This is a genomic window from Streptomyces sp. NPDC017991 (assembly GCF_044328075.1).
GTDB lineage: Bacteria > Actinomycetota > Actinomycetes > Streptomycetales > Streptomycetaceae > Streptomyces.
The window spans coordinates 12,945-28,885 of the sequence record NZ_JBIRGP010000014.1 but is presented as its reverse complement, the minus strand read 5'-3'; the positions used below and the strand labels follow the sequence as shown (position 1 = coordinate 28,885).

Here is a 15,941-nt window from a genome sequence, read left to right as displayed (position 1 = left end):
AGCGCAACAGTGTTTTGCTAAGTGCATGCAGCAGACCTGGTTCATCACTGGTTCCTCGCGCGGCCTCGGCCGTGCCCTCGTCCGTGCGGCACTCGAAGCCGGCGACCTCGTCGCCGCGAGCGCCCGCAACACCGAGCAACTGGCCGACCTCGTCGCGGAGTTCGGCGACCGGATACGGCCGATACGACTGGACGTGACCGATCCCGAAGCCGCGCGTACGGCTCTCGCCGAGGCGAAGCAGCACTTCGGCCACATCGACGTACTGGTGAACAACGCCGGCTACGCCAATGTGTCGCCCATCGAGACCACGGAGGACACCGACTTCCGTACCCAGTTCGAGACGAACTTCTGGGGTGTGTACAACGTCACCAAGGCGGCCCTGCCGATCCTGCGCGAGCAGAAGGCAGGCCTGGTCGTCCAGATCTCCTCCATGGGCGGCCGGGTGGGAGGCAGTCCGGGGATCGCTTCCTACCAGGCGGCGAAGTTCGCGATCGACGGCTTCAGCCGTGTGCTGCGCACCGAGACGGCCCCGTTCGGGATCAGGGTGCTGGTCGTCGAGCCGAGCGGCTTCAAGACCGACTGGGCTGGTTCCTCGATGGCCGTCCACGCGGTCCCCGAGGCGTACGCGGAGACGGTCGGAGCCATGAACACACGTGTCCGCCAGACCGCCGAAGGGCCGGCGGGCGACCCGGTCCGAGCCGCTGAGATCCTGGTCCGGATGGCCAGGCGCCAGGACATCCCCGACCATCTGCCGCTCGGTGTGAACGCGGCCGAAGGCTCCATCCGGCTCGACAGGCAGCTTCTCCAGGAGGATCAGAGGTGGCGCGAGGTCAGCCGTTCCGCGGACTTCGCCGAGCCCTACCCCGTGCCCTTCCCGCCCGACCGGGCGGCGGCCTGAGCGCCGACCAGCACAGGACGGCCGCTTGCCCGGTGCCACCTCCCTGCGGGCCGGTACGGAAGCGCGGCGAGATGGGCCCGGTCAGATCCCCGTCACCTTGCTGCTCGCCGAGATCTCGTACTCCAAGGTCACCATGCGTCGGCCGCCCGGAGGGACCGTGACGTCCAGGCGGGCGATGCCCTCGGCGTCGACGGCGTCGGGCACGGGGGAGCACCCTTCCGTACGTACGCGGATCTCCACTCCCGAGACCTCGGAGACGGGCACGCGTTCCCGCAGGACGACGACTCGCTCCTCGTGCTCTCCAGGGGCGGCGAATCGGGACAGGTGCAGGCGCACCGTGCGGGTGACCAGCGTGCGCTGGGACAGTCCGGCGGAGGTACGGGACTCCTCAATGTGCCGGACCACCCGGTGGTCGTCACGGCTGCCGAAGGCCAGCTCGACGGGTGCCCCGGGCGCCGCGAACTCCAGCGTCGCGCGGCCGACGAAGCCGCTGCCGCGGACCAGGTCGACGGGGCCCGCGAGCAGCGCGTGCCCGGACCGGTTGTCGAACCGCACCACCTGGGTGACCAGGGGGGAGAGTTCGGGCGAGCAGGCGTACTCGGTGCCGGCCGCAGCCGCTCGACCTCGCGCCCCAACTCATGAGGTGTGGCAGGGTCGTTCGGTACGGAGTCGACCTCGACCCGCGCCTCGACCACCCGCACCCCGGAGGTACCGACGACGCGGGCCGTCAGAGAGCCGGGCCCCGGCGTCCGGGGCAGCCCGGTGATCCGCAGCCTGCCGTCCGGCGGCACGCTGCCCCGCGCGACTCGTCGACAGACCGGGCCCTGGGCGTAGACCACGACAGAGTCGAGTGCCGAGTCCCAGACGTGCGTCGCCTCAGCCTTCAAGTGCTTCCCCTGGCAGTATTGCTGGCTGCATTCCTGACTACGTTCCTGACTACGTTCCTGACTGGCGTTCCCGGCTGTGTTCGTACGGCCGACCGTGTCTGCCGGGCTGACAGCGTATGCCTGACGATGAACGCGCCTTGAGACGGCCGGCGATGTACGTGTCCATGTGCTGCCGGGCCCGCTCGGGCCGACCCGGGACGTGAGCATGTGCGCAGGTGAGTACGGCAGCGATGGACCGGATGAGTACGTCGACTCAGGGCTTCGGACGGTCCTGAGGCGATGATGAATTCGTCGCTTCGCCATCGATCCACTCGCCCGAAAGCAGGAGTCGCGTGTTCAGTCGCGTAGCAGCCGCCGTCGTCCCCGCCCTCGGGCATCTGACGACCTCCGCGGAGGTCACCACCCTCCCGGCGCCGGCCGTCCTCGTCGCCAACCACACATCCCTGGCAGACCCCGGCATTGTGCTGGCCGCGCTGCGCCGTATGGACATCGAACCGGTCGTCCTCGCCACCGCCGGACTGTGGCGCGTACCCGTCCTGCGGTACCTCCTGGACCGCGACGGCCATGTCCCCGTACACCGCCGTACCTCGCGAGCGGCCGACTCCCTGGACGCTGCCGTGGCAGCGCTCGATGCGGGCCGCCACGTCCTCATCTACGGCGAGGGGCGGCTTCCGCGCCGGACGGACGCCGCCGAAGCCGCGCCCGAATCCTTCCGCAGCGGCCCCGCGCGACTCTCCCTGACCTCCGGCGCCCCTGTCGTTCCGATCGGGCAGGCCGGAGCGCGCCGGGTCGCGTCCGGCAGTCGTGCCAAACAGCTCGCGGGTTTCCTGACGGCACCGGCCCGTCGTCCGCGCCTCCACGTCCATGTGGGCGCACCGCTCCGCCCGCCCGCGGGGGTCGAGGCGGCGAGCGCGGCCACGCGCCAGGCCGTCGTGTCGGCCTGGCGCGTCGCGGCCGGACAGCTGCGCGAACCGGCGGCGTTCACTCGCTGACAGGCTGACAGGCTGGCGAGCTTGGCTACGACCGGACGCGAGCTCAACTACGACCGGTCCGCGACCTTCGGCGCGACCGGTCCGCGACCTTCGCTACGAGCGGTCCGCCGCGCCCGGTGCCCCATGGCGCGGCGAAGCCGTGCGCAGGCGCTCGATGCGGTGGCCCGCCTCGGTGAGAGTGGCCCGGAGCGGCTTTCCACCGGTCAACCGGGAAGAGCGGTCCCATGCGTGCCGCGCTGTCGTGAGCGCGCGGCCGCGATAGCCGCGGAGTTGGCAGCGGGAAAGCCGGGCGCGTTCTCCCCCACCCGTGATCATGGCGTTGACCGACGCCATCGGGTCACCCCCGATGGCCCGCGAGGCGAGGGCGCCGACCACCAGGGGAAGGATCACGACTGCGAGCGCCGAACCGGTGGTGGCGGCGGTGCGGGTGGCGGAGCGCAGGGGACGGGCAGGCGGCATGTCCTTGGTCATGACGGCAGTCCAGCAGCCGCCGTGCGGCAGGGCATCGGATGACCTACTCAGCCCACTCGGTCGGTGTACTCAGTCGGAGGCGTCGGAGGCGTCGGTGGCGTGGGCGGGGCCGACGGGCGAGGAGGGGGCGGGTGACGGCAGCTCTCCAAGGAACTCGTCCTCGACTGCACCGGGATGGCCCATCCGACAGCCGGTGAGAACGTTTCGTCCGCACCGGCAACAAACACGCGCAGCAGGCTCGGAACGCTGGGCCAGTCCGCGAGTCGGTCGAAGGCCAGCACGACGGTGTCGCCGACTCGAATCGCCACCATGGCCGATCAGCCATCCTCGGTCGACACCCGCCCGAGCTGCTCACCCACGAACACCTGGGCTACGAAGCCTACGAACCTACGAAGCCGAGGAAGGCACCGCACCACGTCAGTGAGCCCTGGTGCTCCGGATGGTAGGTACCGAGGAGCTCGGCCCGATCCGGCTCCCGCACGAGACTGCCGGAAGGGCACCGCGCCCCGGAGCCCGGGATTCCGCCGCGCACCAGGGTCCCTCCATGATCCAGGACGGTGAATCGATGCGCGGCGGTCTGTCGACGGTGCGCCGTGAGGGCGAGACCATTCTTAGGCCGTGGCGCGTGTGGACCCCTGCGGTACGGGAACTACTGCCCCACCTGGAGCAGGTGGGATTCGCCGGCGTGCCGCGCGCCCTTGGTGACGGTCCCGTGGACGGCCACGAGGTGGTGTCGCTGCTGCGTGGCGAAGTCGGGCTGTCTCCATGGCCACCAGCGCTTCTCGCGGACGAGTGCATCACTGCGCTCGGCCGGTGGCTGCGCGATTACCACGAGGCCGTACGCGACTTCCGTCCCTCAGATCAGGCCGTCTGGTGCGACCCGGGCGCCCGCTGGCGTCCCGGGTTGATCATGCGTCACGGCGACCTCACGAGCTGGAACACGGTCTGGGCGGACGACCGTCTAGTGGGCGTCATTGACTGGGACCTGGCCATTCCCGGCGATGCGTTGGACGACCTCGCACAACTGGCCTGGTACAGCGTGCCTTTGCGGCTTCCCGACCGTCAGCGCAGGGTCGGCTACGGCGCAGTCGGCGCGCCGTTGGCGCGACGGCTGCGGTTGCTCTGCGACGCCTACGGTGCGGACTCGGCCGGCCTCCGTGCTGGCTGCTGCTCTGCGGCAAGCCGTGCGGATGCGGCAGGAGCCCGACGTTCCGCGGACGGCAGCGGACCCCGACCATGATTGTGATGGCGACCGCGACGGGCACGGTATTCCCGTCGTGGGTACGCAGGAGGTGGCGCGGCTCTTGGAGGCTGGTCCGGAGCTCGACCTCACGGACGCTCTTCACGCAGCCGTCGCAGGGATCGTCCCACTCGGAGAGTCCGAACCCGCCGGGAGGCTGGACGTGTGCGGTTTTCTTCTCCCTGTCCAGCGCAGTGCGCGTCTCTACGTGGCAGGTGAGGGGTTGTCGGGCGTGGTCGGTCTCGACGTGTCTCTTCGCGATGAAGAAGGAGCTGTGGCAGTGGGCCTCACCGGTCTGGCTGCCGCCCTGCCCTCCCTCATCACCGACGATCAGCTGAAATACAACCGCTCTGACGCGGTGGACCCATATTGCTCGGACGTGTTCGACCTGACCTACTGGTAGCACTCGGGCATGCCCTGCCGGAGCTGGCACTGCTGCCCGGATACAACCTGCAGTACCACTGCCAACAACCTCTGCGTAGCCCGCCGCTGGGCGAACTGGCATGACACTGTGATCTCTCTAGCAGAGCATGCGATCTACGTTGTATAAAGACCGCGTGATGCGGCAGCCGCGCATCGCATACTCTGGCTGCACTCTCGCCTTACAGCCAAAGTATTCTGCACTTCTGCCGACACAGGCGCGTCAGTTCACGGGCATCATTCTGCCCGTCGGGACGTGTCAGACTTTGATGCCGAAAAGTTTCTCCGCGTTTCGGAACGCGATTTTTTCCTTGGCTTCGCGTGACAAAGCGACTCCCCGGAACCAGTCAGTTTGAGTTTTCATGTCTGCAAACGGGTAGTCGGTTGCAAACATCACTCGATCCACATTTATGTATTTCAGCAGGAGATCGAGCAGTTCAGTCTGAGGAAATGCGCTGGTTGTGAACCAGAAATTTTCATGGAAATACTGCTCGAACGGCTTGTCCAGGCTCTTCCTGGTCACTTCGCTCATCTTCTCCAAGACGCGTTCGTAGAAGAACGGAAGGCCCTCTCCCATATGGCCGATGATGATCTGGAGCTTGGGGTGCCTGTCGAATACTCCTGAGGTGATCATTCGGAGGCACTGGGTGACGACTTCCTGGTGCCATCCATATGCGGAGATGCTGAGAACCTGGTCCTGGAACTCCTTCTGATACTCCGGCCGCATATTGCTGTAGTAGATTTCGAAGACCTCGTCAGGCGGCAGGCCCGGATGGATGTATATCGGCACGTCAAGGGCTTCGGCGCGCGACAGCAGGGGCTCGAAGTCGGGATGGTCGAGGAATTTCTTCCCGATGATTCCATTGGTCAAGCATCCCAGGAAGCCATCTTCCCGAACGGTGCGTTCCAGCTCGTCCGCCGAGGCCTCCGGATTCTGCAGAGGTAAGGTTGCGAATGCCTTGAACCGCCCCGGATAGGTGGCCATCGGTCCATCGACGAGCAACTTGTTGAGGCGATACGCGAAATCGATGCCCTTCTGACCTCTGACATTCTGCACACCTGGCGTATGTGCGGAGAGGATCTGAATGTTGAGCCCTGCCTTATCCATTGCACCGATGCGGCGCGGGCCGAGCTCGGCAAGACCAGTGTCCTCGAGGAACAGCCTGTCGTTCAGCACCATCAACTCATGGGTGGAAAAGGTCTCTTCCGTGCCGATGAAGGGCAGGTCCTTGTCTCGCTGTGAAAAATCCGTAGTCTCGTCCGCTGCCACGTGGGAGGCAATGGCATGCGTGGACAAGCCTGCGCCAATGCCAAGTGCTGCCGTGCCGGCTAGGAAGCCGCGGCGTCCAGCCGTGAGGTTCTTCAGAGGGTTTGCGTTGGACTTCATGTCGGTTTCTCCTCAGGTGTTTGGGTGGTGCGGTATCCCCGCGGCATCCGTCTGCAAGACACGACGGGTTACCGCGCCTATCCGGATGCATACTTCCTACCGAGCGAACCTGAGACGAACGTTAATGCGGCCACTCAGGCCGGTTGGCGAACGAGGTGCCCAGCGCACGCACCAGCGCGGTGGCGTCGACGGCCACCCGGTCCATGCGGGCGATGACGGAGTCGACACGTCCGGTCCACGCGGCCGCGGCCTCGCGGACCTCCGCGCGGTCGACGAGGCCCAGCAGGAGTCCGCAGCCGGGTGTCGGCGACGCGAGGTGAGAAACGGCAGGTCGACCGCGATGTCGTCGCCGCGGTGAACCGACTGAAGGGTCCATCGCGCGCGTGCCTGATCCGCAATCACGAAGGCATCCTTCGTGTCCGTCTTCCCATCGCCCCAGTAGGATCCGGAGGCGTGATGGACGGTGCGGCCGGGGGAGTAGAGGACCTCTTGCCCGTGGTCGGTCAGCAGCGTGCTCACCAGGGCAGCTCCGCCGGCGTTGAGGTCGATCGCCCATGTCACCGGATGACCGCCGCTCAACTCCAGTACCTCGCTGACCAGTTTGAGCAATGCACCACGCAGTGGTGCTCGGCCTTGCCTGCCTGCATCCATACCAGCCAACAGTTGGGGCACGGCCGCCTTCGAAGTCGTTCCTGTATCTGTCCTAGGACGACCTCGCAGGCGTGTCCTCACCAAACGATCTTTGCAGCGCATCCCAATGAGTGGCCGGGTCGTCGCGGGATGCCGGGCGGCCCATCGTTTGAAGCCACCACTGGGCTGGAGACACGACCCTTGCCGCGGCCGGTACTTCAAGCCCCAGCGCCTACACGCAGACAAAGCCTACGACCGAGCCGACCTACGTAGATGAGGGCGTCGGAGGTGGGCGATCGAGCGCACGATGTCACGGCTGTCCGATTACGGCAGACTCAGTCCCCGGGCGGCGACGCTCTAATCCTGGCCTCAGGTTGATCGGGGACAATGAGCGGAAAAAGTATCGACTGGAGGGGGGCGGGCCGGCGTGCGGATCATGATCGCGGATGACGAGGCGGCCATCCGTGAGTCGCTGGAGCGGGTGCTCCAGGTCGAGGGTTACGACACCAGCACCGTCGCCAACGGTTTCGCCGTGCTCGACGGGGTCGGTGGCGACGCGCCGGATCTGTTGCTCCTCGACGTGATGATGCCCCGCCTCGGCGGGTTGGAGACCTGCCGGCGGTTGCGGGCCGCGGGCCGGGATCTGCCGGTGCTGATGCTGACCGCCCGTGACCAGGTCTCCGACCGGGTCGCGGGGCTGGACGCGGGCGCCGACGACTACCTGCCCAAGCCGTTCGCCACCGAGGAGTTACTGGCCCGGGTGCGGGCCCTGCTGCGCCGGCGCGCGCCGGCCGACGAGGAGTCGCAGATCCTGTCGTTCGCCGACGTCCGGCTCGATCCCGACAGGTTCGAGGCGTGGCGGGGCGAGCGGCCGCTACGCCTGACCCGGACCGAGTTCTCCCTCCTGCAGGTCCTCGTGAGCAACGCGACCCGGATCGTGACCCGCGACGCACTGTTCGAGGCCATCTGGGGCTTCGGCATGAGCTCCACCGCCAACAACCTCCAGGTGTACGTGAGTTACCTGCGCCGCAAGATGGAGGCCGAGGGTGAGCCGCGATTGATCTACACGCTGCGCGGCCTGGGATACACGTTGCGGGAGACTCCTCCGTGAGCAGGCGCGCCGGCCGGGAACCGCGCCGGCTGACCCGATGGTGGCGCCGGCGGTCCCTGCGGGCCAGGCTGACGGTGATCGCGGCGACGGCCATCGCGGTCAGCGTGTTCATGGCCTTCCAGGTGGCCAGCGAGCTACTGGACTGGGAGCTGCAGGACACCGCCGAGAACCAGCTGCGCGCCGACTCCCGCGTCCTGGCGACGGACGCGGAGCGCGCCGGTCCGGCGCAGGTCCAGCTACCGCCGTATCCCGGATCCGGTCGGCTGGTGCGGGTCATCCTGCCCGACGGCTCGATCCGCACGCCGGCCGGCCAACCCGCGCTGCCCCCGGTCAGCGAGGACGCCGGGCGCGTGGCGCAGGGCACGTCGGCTGACCTGATGGAGTCGAACGGCAGCGACGAGGACGGCTACGTCATCTACACGCTGCGGGCGGGCGACGGCGCGGTCCAGGTGGCCCGCGTCGTCGACGACAGCCCGATCAACCAGTTCGGGTTCGGCATGCTGCTGATCGGGCTGCTCTGCGTGGTCGGCGGCGCCCTTGTCGGGCGGACCGTGGCGCGGACCGGGCTGGCCCCGATCGACCGGCTGGCCGCCGCCGCGGTACATGTCGCGAACACCCGGGATCTCGACGCCGACATCCCGGATGAGGGCGGTGGGGAGATCCGGCGGCTGATCCAGTCGATCAACGACATGCTCGCCGCGCTCCGGGACTCCCGGCTGGCCCAGCGGCTGCTCGCCGAGGACGCCGCCCACGAGCTCAAGACCCCGCTCACCAGCCTGCGCCTCAACGCCGAGCTGCTGATCCGGCTCGATCGGCGCGGCACCCTGGACAGCGCATTGCCGGCGGAGAGCCGGACCCGGCTGCTCAATGATCTCGGCGCCCAGGTGGCCGAGTTGAGCACCCTTGTCGCCGAGCTGACCGACCTGGCGCGCGGTGACGTCAGCGACGAGAGCACCGAGGTGCTCGACCTCGCCGACGTGGTGGCGGCCGCCGCGACCCGGGCGGGTTCCCGCGTGCCTGACATCGAGGTGGTGCTCGACGTGACCTCCGTGTGGGTGAGCGGGCGTCCCGCTGCGCTTGAGCGGGCGGTGCTCAACCTCATCGACAACGCCGGTAAGTGGTCCCCCGCGGATCAGCCGGTCCAGGTCCGGCTCCGTGCCGAGAGCGCGTCGGCGGTGCTCGAGGTCGACGACGCCGGGCCGGGCATCGACGCCGTTGACGTACCGCGGGTGTTCGACCGGTTCTACCGTGCCGACAGCGCCCGGGCGTTGCCGGGATCCGGTCTGGGGCTGTCGATCGTGCAGCGGGTCGTCGACGCCCACGGCGGCCGGGCCACCGTCGCCCGCTCCGCACGCGGTGGCGCGCTGCTTCGGGTCGACCTTCCGGCCGCGGCCCCACCCGCCCCGTTCGGGCGCCGGGCCGCCGGGGAGGACAGTGCGGTGCCCTGACCCGCCCGGCGGCGGCGCGACGCAGGACAAAGGGCGGCGGCCCTCGGACATGGCCCCGCGTGCCTCATGGTCGGGGCAGGACACCGTGACGCGCCGACCCCGACCCCGGCCGCGGTGTGTGGCGCAGGACCAAGGGGGGCGGCCGTCGGGACCATGAAAGAAATCCGGGACGGGCCTGGGGCCCGTCCCGGATCTCGTCCGTGCCGCCGCGCTCACCGTTGCAGCGCGGGCTCCTCCTCGTAGGCGAGCGGCTGTTGACCGTCCGGCAGCTCCGCCGCTGGACGGGACAGCCGGCTCGGCCACCAGATCCGGCGGCCGATCAGCAAGGTGAGGGCGGGCACCAGGACCGACCGCACCAGCAGGGCGTCGAGCAGCACGCCGAAGGCGACCAGGAACCCGACCTCGATCAGCATCACCAGCGGAAGTGTGGCGAGGACCGCGAACGTGGCCGCCAGGACCAGGCCTGCCGAGGTGATGACGCCACCGGTGGCGGAGAGGGCTTTGAGCATGCCCTCCTTGGTGCCGAGACGCACGGTCTCCTCCCGGGCCCGGCTGGCCAGAAAGATGTTGTAGTCGACGCCGAGTGCCACCAGGAACAGGAATGCCAGCAGTGGCACCGAATAGTCGATTCCCTTGAACCCGAGGATCGTGTCGAAGACGAACACGCTGCCGCCGAAGGCCGCGGCGAATGAGACGATCACGGTGGCCATCAGGACCAGCGGGGCCAGGATCGCGCGCAGCAGCAGCCCCAGAACGATCAGGACGACGGCGAGCACCAGCGGGATCACCAGCTTCTCGTCGCGCTTGGTGGTCACCTCGGTATCGAGGTTCTCCGCACTCGGCCCGCCGACGATCGCCTCCGCCCCGCTCACCGCGTGCACGGCGGTGCGTACCCGCTTGATCGTGTCGTACTCCGCGACGGTGTCCGGCGCGTCCTTCGGGAACACCGAGATGTTGGCCCAGCCACCGCTGGTCTGCTCCGGGATGGCCAGGGCCACACCGCGAGTGTCCTTGACGGCGTCGAGCACCCGCTCCTGGTGCGCCGGCCGCGTGAAGACCGTCATCGGCTGGCCGCCGAGCTCCGGGAAGTGCTCGCGAAGAACGGTGAAGCCGGTGACCGACTCCGGCGCGGACAGGAACTGGTCCTGCTCCCGCAGGGCGCCGGTGTTGCCTGCCAGCCCGAGGGCGAGCACGCCGAGGACTCCGAGCGAGCCGAGCGCCGCCACCCATCGACGGCGGCTGATGGCGGTGCCGAGCCGTCCCCACAGCCCCGGCTTCGCCTCCACGGCCGTGCTGAACCGCGGGATGGCCGGCCAGAAGATTCGCCTGCCGAGCACCACGAGCACCGCCGGGAACAGCGTCAGCATGGCCACCAGCGCGCACAGGATGCCGGCCGCACCGATCGGGCCCAACCCGCTGGTGCTGTTCAGGTCAGCGACGAGCAGGCAGAGCAGGCCGGCGACCACGGTGGCAGCGGACGCGACGATGGCCGGCGCCGCGCCGCGTAGCGCGTGGACCATCGCGACCCGGACGTTCTCATGGTGGTGCAGTGCCTCCCGATATCGAGCGATGAGCAGCAGCGCGTAGTCCGTGCCGACGCCGAACACCAGGATCGTCAGCAGTGCCGAGTTCTGGTCGTTGACCACGATGCCGAAGCCCTTGACGAGCAGGTAGACGGTCCCCATCGAGGTCAGTGCGGCCGCGCCGACGGCCACCAGCGGGATGATCCACAACACCGGGCTGCGGTAGGTGAGGATGAGCAGGAGCGTGACGACGACGATGGTGGTGAGGAGGACCTGCACGTCGATGCCGTCGAAGACGGCATCCATGTCGCCGTCGATCGCGCCGGGGCCGGTCACGTCGAGTTCCAGGCCGGAGGGGCGGTCCTGCGCGGCTTCACGCAACGGGCCGACGATGTCCTCCGGTGGGCCGTAGGCAGTGCTCACCTGGAGGGTGAACGTCATCGCCTTGCGGTCGGTGGAGAGGCTCGTCGGTGAGCCCTCGTCGTCCTCGTCGGCCGCCGTCGTCTTCGGCGGGTACCGCTTGGCAAGGGTGTCGTAGTGGCGCTCGACCGTCGCGCGGTCGGCGGCTGTCATGCCGTCGGCCCGGTGGTACACGAGGACGAACATGCTGTCCTCACCGCCGGGGAGACTGTCGTCCAGCGCCGCCACCTTGGTGGACTCGGCACCGGCCGGCAGGGTGTCTACTGCGCTGTCGGTGGTGACCGAGCTCAACTTTCCGCTCAGCGGCACCATGCCCGCCGCCAGCACCAACCACAGGCCGATCACCAACCAGGGCACCCACCGGCCTGCCAACCGACCGGCCGGCGCTTTCCCGGACGGCGCTGCGTCGACTGCCATCAATAGCCTCCTGCATACGAGTTGCATCGCTTATCTGGATGGCTACTTCCTACTGAGCGAACCTGAGACGACTGTTAATACGGTGCTCATGCCGGTTGGCCGAACCATGCGGCCGGTGCACACACCGGCGTGGTGGCGTCGAGGTCCTGCCCGGTGGGCAAGGCCCGGGCGGCACAGCCGTCGGGCCGGATGAGTAACGCGTCGCCATCCATCCGGTCCGTGCGGGCGGTGACGGTGTTGACCTGTGCGGTCCACGCGGCCGCGGAGTCGCGGCCCTCCGCGCGGTCGACGAGGTCACCCAGGAGCCCACGACGCTCACGCAGCAGGTCCGCCGACCGGGTCACCGCGGTGACGACGTCCGGGTAGGGCCGCCCGAGCGTCAACTTCCTGTCCGGGCACAGGGTGTCGACGAGCCGGCGGACAACGCCGAGGCCGTCACCACAGGCCAGCTACGGGGCGTGGCCGAGCGTCTGGTCGTGGTCTGACGGCGGACGCCCCACCGGTCTCGCTGTGGTCCTCGGCCACCGGCGCCTGCCCGGACGGAATCGGCTTCGTCCGGTCGTGCTACTTGCGCAGGTTCGACCTGGAGCACACCTTCCGCTTGTTCGAGCAGTCCTTCGGCTGGACGCTGCCACGGCTTCGGGACCCGCAGCGCGAGGAGGCCGCCGGCATCAACTCGCTGCACGCCTCCGCGTTTCGCCGCGACGCCCTGGTCACCCAGGCCTGCGGCCAGATCTACGTGATACTCGGCCAAGGACGGCCCGACCGACGACACCACGTTCGGCCGCTGGGCCACCGAACTCGTCGCCCTCCTCCGGCGGCAGACCGGTACGCCCGTTCAAGCGGCTCTCGCCGGCACGGCACCGCACCTCGAAGTGGTTCCCGCGGTGAAGGGGCGCGGCTATCAGGCCCTGCAACTGATGGCACGCAATCCGGAGCATGCGGTGGCCGGCTATACGGAGCTCCATGAATCTCTGCTCCTGCGGGACGTGATGCGGTTGCTCGACGAGCGCCCCGACGCTCGTCACGCGGGCCTTGAGGCGCTCGCCACGCACGATGCCGAGCAGGGATCCGAACTCTCAAGGTCCTTGCTCGGCCACCTCGACGGATTCGGAGACGTGACACGGACAGCCGAAGCGCTCAACGGTCACCCCAATACCCTCCGCTACCGGGTCCGTAAGGCGATCGCTCTGAGCGGGATCAGCATCGACGACCCGGATCAGCGACTCGCCGCCGTGCTCCAACTGCGTCTGGCCCTGAACGGCAAGCCCCTCACGAAGGCCCCCTTTCTGACCCTGTGAACAACACCGTGTCCTACATGGTCAGTTCAGGAAGGCGTTTGTAGCAGCAGAGGCTTGCGGCGAGGCCGACGAAGGCCAGGTGTTGCGGGGGTTGTGCTCATAGCGGGGGCTGAGGCGGCGTCAGCCAGTCAGGGTTTCAGCCCGAGACACCGGCCAACCTGGCCTCCTACCTCGAAAGGGCCAACTGATCCGGGCCGGCCATGCCTCCAACTGGACCCTGATGTCTGGCCGACATCACCGTGGGCAAGGCGCGAGTCAAAGTTCCGGCACTGATCGAGGGCTTGGACGTGGACTTCACCACGCGCCACGCGCCACGCACTACGCCTTCACAGTTGTTGTCACGTCGACGAGGCCACTGCAAGACTCTGATCGCGGGCTTCGACGGGTGCATTGCCGAACTTCCCGGCGAGCACGTCGGGGTGACCGGTTGAGGTATTCACGGATCTGTTCGTCTCGCCTTCATGCTTTGCGGGACACAACGGCGGGACTCATCCGGCCCCTGTCCGTCGAGGGTTACGTCGCGGAACTCGTTCAGCAGGGATTGCCGCCCACGGACGCCGAAGCCTTCGCGGACGTCATCGAGCCACTCAGGGAGGGTAGGGACGAATACGTCTCCGACGGCGTGCAGCGTGTCCTTGGCCGCCCGCCGCGGACCTTCGTCGAATTCGCCAGGTCCGCTGCTGCCGCTGGCGGTTGGCCAGCATGAACGCCCGACCGCAACCGGCGTGATGGACAGAACCCGCAGTCGCCCAAGGCCGACACTGCCCTGCACGCTGCGGCCGTCGCCGCCTGAGCATCGCGCGCAGGGATAACCGCGCAACACCTGGCGACGAACCAGCAGATCGGCGAGCGGGGCCTGGAATGTCACCTCGTGAACCCTGACCGCTCACCCGCCCGCCGTCCACACCGCAACGGGATGCACTGCGGGTGGATGCGGACCAGCTGGTGGCCGATGCGGAGATCGACGACTTCCGGGGAACGAAGGCCGGCACGGCCGCCGCCGACGTGGGCAGGCAGTGGCTGGGCCGGCTGGACCGGACGGCCAACGGCATCGTCACAGTGACCACATGTGTACCGGACGGGGGCGTACTGGGAACTTCGTGATCGTCGCGGGTATGGAACCGGATCCGGCGGAGGGGCCCGACTCGTACGACCGCGAGTTCCTCAGCGATCGGCGGATATCGGCCAACGGCCGGCGGTGCCAGGACCGCTTTGGGTGACCGACGCTTCGCGGCCGGGCCCACAGACAGAATGAACGCCGGTGGGCGGCACGTGCGGTCGGCGGCGACCGCACTCATCGAACGCGCCCACAGCTGAGAAGGCGAGGCCTTGGCCGCCTTTGCTGCGCCGTACCTCCGAGCGGAGTTCCAGGTCGGTCTGAGTACCGCCGTGGGTACGGCCCGCCGCAGCATGGGTATTTGAGAGTGAAACCAACCTTGTTCCAAGCTGCTGCCCGGGTAACACTCGTGGGCGGCTGCCGGTTGGCGGAGTCGGCCGACAGACCCTTTCGTACTACCTCAGGCGCCCCCAACCAGGAGGTATCGATGAAGAAAAACCATCATGGGGCCGGGTTGCTCCTTGGTCTCCTATCGGCTCTCACCTTGACGCTCGTCGGCACGTCCCCCGCCTCGGCCTCGACCTCGGCCTGGACGTTGGAGGCCGAAGGCCAGCGGATATGCATCTCTCCGCAGTACGGGTGGCCCAACACCTACGCGTTCGCCCCCGTCACCGGGAGCTGGTCGAGTGTGATCCACCTTGAGGTCAGGAACCTGCCCCCCGGCTCGTCCAGCACGGGCGGCGCCATCTACCCCGGGACCAACCACCACCTCCCCGACGGCTCCCTCGTCATCAACGGCTTCGTCGGGCTGTCGTTCGCACCGGCACCGGCAGGCGAGTACACCGCCGAGATCTGGGCCACCGACGGCCGGCACACCGAATCCGACCCCCTGCTGCTCGTCTTCCGCGACGGATGCTGAACACCAGCCATGGCGCCCGGACGGCCGGCACCGACGACCGGGCGCCACACCGTGGGTGCGGCTGAATCCGGTGCCGACCGGGCAGCCATCGATGAGTTCGGGATGACGCCGGACGCGGCCCGGGTGTACTGAGCCGTAGCGTTGTTCACACCGCTGAGGGGTGGCTGGCCGCCGAGTACACAAGCGCAGTGAAATGTCGTCGGTCAGCAGCGGAAACAGGCCGATGTGCAGCTCGCTGCGCGCCCCTGCCGGGTCGGGTCGAGGTGGCGGTAGATGGTCCCGAGCCCGAACAGCCAGCTCTTTCTATCGGTGGTAGAGGCCCCGATCCCGGTTCCAGCGGTTCACGTACATCCCGTACAAGACGTTGCCGATGCCCGCAGTGAACATGAACAGCCAGAAGTGGACCCACAGCGACTGGCGCCGTCGCCGCAGGCCCGTCCCGCCGATAAAGGACGCTGAAGCGGCCACGGCGGAACTGCTGTTGTTGATGATGATCGTCGGAGGCTGCCCGTACGGCTGGGCAGGCTGCTGACCGGGCGGTGTCGCCATACTGCATCGGCTCCTTGATGAGGCTGGGTGTGGGAGAGCGAGACGCACCATAGGGGCGTCCGAATGATCACCGAGGTCGAACCCGTGGCAAGTCATCCGTACGGGGCATGCCTCTGCCCGTCTTTAACCTCTCCACCCGGGAGCAGTTGGTTGCCGTGTACGGCAGCCGTCCGCCTCAGAGGGGGGAGCGGGCTGCGCGTCGGCGGGTGCGCTCGGGGGCAGATCCGCCGAGTGTGCGCGAGCGCATCGATCCAGCGTTCCCAGAGGCCGT

The 15,941-nt window shown here is 68.3% G+C and carries 15 protein-coding genes and 3 pseudogenes; 9 read left to right on the top strand and 9 right to left on the bottom strand.

Translation table 11 applies throughout. The features are described from left to right. The first annotated feature begins 25 nt into the window (after positions 1 to 25). Complete coding sequence (locus tag ACH4DZ_RS34065) at positions 26 to 898, top strand: SDR family NAD(P)-dependent oxidoreductase (protein ID WP_398291732.1); 873 nt, start codon at positions 26 to 28, stop codon at positions 896 to 898. Between the two features lie 81 nt (positions 899 to 979). On the opposite strand, the pseudogene ACH4DZ_RS34060 reads toward ACH4DZ_RS34065, so the two are convergent. Next, a pseudogene (locus tag ACH4DZ_RS34060) lies at positions 980 to 1,510 on the bottom strand (hypothetical protein); the annotation flags it as partial. Between the two features lie 607 nt (positions 1,511 to 2,117). Between ACH4DZ_RS34060 and ACH4DZ_RS34055 the strand changes: the two are divergent. Beyond that, positions 2,118 to 2,777: a lysophospholipid acyltransferase family protein gene (locus ACH4DZ_RS34055; protein WP_398291730.1), complete on the top strand. Its 660-nt coding sequence runs from the start codon at positions 2,118 to 2,120 to the stop codon at positions 2,775 to 2,777. 93 nt (positions 2,778 to 2,870) lie between these two features. Here the strand turns inward: ACH4DZ_RS34055 and ACH4DZ_RS34050 are convergent, their stop codons facing one another. Then, positions 2,871 to 3,248, bottom strand: coding sequence for a hypothetical protein (locus ACH4DZ_RS34050; RefSeq protein WP_398291728.1), 378 nt, complete (start codon positions 3,246 to 3,248; stop codon positions 2,871 to 2,873). Positions 3,249 to 3,792: 544 nt separating this feature from the next. Between ACH4DZ_RS34050 and ACH4DZ_RS34045 the strand changes: the two genes are divergently transcribed. Then, complete coding sequence (locus ACH4DZ_RS34045) at positions 3,793 to 4,488, top strand: phosphotransferase (RefSeq protein ID WP_398291726.1); 696 nt, start codon at positions 3,793 to 3,795, stop codon at positions 4,486 to 4,488. A 37-nt stretch (positions 4,489 to 4,525) separates the two neighbouring features. Further along, a complete protein-coding gene (locus ACH4DZ_RS34040; protein WP_398291725.1) occupies positions 4,526 to 4,891 on the top strand; it encodes a hypothetical protein in 366 nt (121 codons plus the stop codon). Between the two features lie 276 nt (positions 4,892 to 5,167). Here the strand turns inward: ACH4DZ_RS34040 and ACH4DZ_RS34035 are convergent, their stop codons facing one another. Both ACH4DZ_RS34035 and ACH4DZ_RS34030 read right to left on the bottom strand, forming a co-directional pair. Beyond that, positions 5,168 to 6,295, bottom strand: a complete 1,128-nt coding sequence (locus ACH4DZ_RS34035) for an amidohydrolase family protein (RefSeq protein ID WP_398291723.1) — start codon at positions 6,293 to 6,295, stop codon at positions 5,168 to 5,170. A gap of 252 nt (positions 6,296 to 6,547) precedes the next feature. Beyond that, positions 6,548 to 6,907: pseudogene (locus ACH4DZ_RS34030) on the bottom strand (transposase); the annotation flags it as partial. 445 nt (positions 6,908 to 7,352) lie between these two features. Between ACH4DZ_RS34030 and ACH4DZ_RS34025 the strand changes: the two are divergent. After that, the gene (locus ACH4DZ_RS34025) at positions 7,353 to 8,036 is read left to right on the top strand and encodes a response regulator transcription factor (RefSeq protein ID WP_398291721.1); all 684 of its coding nucleotides are present in this window, start codon (positions 7,353 to 7,355) and stop codon (positions 8,034 to 8,036) included. After that, positions 8,033 to 9,484 carry an ATP-binding protein gene (locus tag ACH4DZ_RS34020; protein WP_398291719.1) on the top strand — a complete coding sequence of 484 codons (1,452 nt, stop codon included), beginning with the start codon at positions 8,033 to 8,035 and terminating at the stop codon, positions 9,482 to 9,484. The genes ACH4DZ_RS34025 and ACH4DZ_RS34020 overlap by 4 nt, the downstream gene beginning before the upstream one ends. A gap of 212 nt (positions 9,485 to 9,696) precedes the next feature. On the opposite strand, the gene ACH4DZ_RS34015 is transcribed toward ACH4DZ_RS34020, so the two are convergent. Both ACH4DZ_RS34015 and ACH4DZ_RS34010 read right to left on the bottom strand, forming a co-directional pair. After that, the gene (locus ACH4DZ_RS34015; RefSeq protein WP_398291717.1) at positions 9,697 to 11,844 is read right to left on the bottom strand and encodes an MMPL family transporter; all 2,148 of its coding nucleotides are present in this window, start codon (positions 11,842 to 11,844) and stop codon (positions 9,697 to 9,699) included. A gap of 86 nt (positions 11,845 to 11,930) precedes the next feature. Beyond that, positions 11,931 to 12,227 carry a hypothetical protein gene (locus tag ACH4DZ_RS34010; protein WP_398291715.1) on the bottom strand — a complete coding sequence of 99 codons (297 nt, stop codon included), beginning with the start codon at positions 12,225 to 12,227 and terminating at the stop codon, positions 11,931 to 11,933. Between the two features lie 537 nt (positions 12,228 to 12,764). On the opposite strand from ACH4DZ_RS34010, the gene ACH4DZ_RS34005 reads away from it, so the two are divergent. Next, on the top strand, positions 12,765 to 13,145 hold the full coding sequence (locus ACH4DZ_RS34005) for a helix-turn-helix domain-containing protein (RefSeq protein WP_398291713.1): 381 nt from the start codon (positions 12,765 to 12,767) through the stop codon (positions 13,143 to 13,145). Between the two features lie 13 nt (positions 13,146 to 13,158). Here the strand turns inward: ACH4DZ_RS34005 and ACH4DZ_RS34000 are convergent. Then, positions 13,159 to 13,265 (bottom strand): annotated as a pseudogene (locus ACH4DZ_RS34000) (IS5/IS1182 family transposase); the annotation flags it as partial. Between the two features lie 316 nt (positions 13,266 to 13,581). Continuing rightward, positions 13,582 to 14,013: a hypothetical protein gene (locus ACH4DZ_RS33995; protein WP_398291711.1), complete on the bottom strand. Its 432-nt coding sequence runs from the start codon at positions 14,011 to 14,013 to the stop codon at positions 13,582 to 13,584. A gap of 59 nt (positions 14,014 to 14,072) precedes the next feature. Between ACH4DZ_RS33995 and ACH4DZ_RS33990 the strand changes: the two genes are divergently transcribed. Both ACH4DZ_RS33990 and ACH4DZ_RS33985 read left to right on the top strand, forming a co-directional pair. Beyond that, the gene (locus tag ACH4DZ_RS33990) at positions 14,073 to 14,249 is read left to right on the top strand and encodes a hypothetical protein (protein WP_398291709.1); all 177 of its coding nucleotides are present in this window, start codon (positions 14,073 to 14,075) and stop codon (positions 14,247 to 14,249) included. A 497-nt stretch (positions 14,250 to 14,746) separates the two neighbouring features. Continuing rightward, complete coding sequence (locus ACH4DZ_RS33985; protein ID WP_398291707.1) at positions 14,747 to 15,121, top strand: DUF5980 family protein; 375 nt, start codon at positions 14,747 to 14,749, stop codon at positions 15,119 to 15,121. A gap of 303 nt (positions 15,122 to 15,424) precedes the next feature. On the opposite strand, the gene ACH4DZ_RS33980 is transcribed toward ACH4DZ_RS33985, so the two are convergent. Then, on the bottom strand, positions 15,425 to 15,670 hold the full coding sequence (locus ACH4DZ_RS33980) for a hypothetical protein (RefSeq protein ID WP_398291705.1): 246 nt from the start codon (positions 15,668 to 15,670) through the stop codon (positions 15,425 to 15,427). Positions 15,671 to 15,941 lie beyond the last annotated feature (271 nt).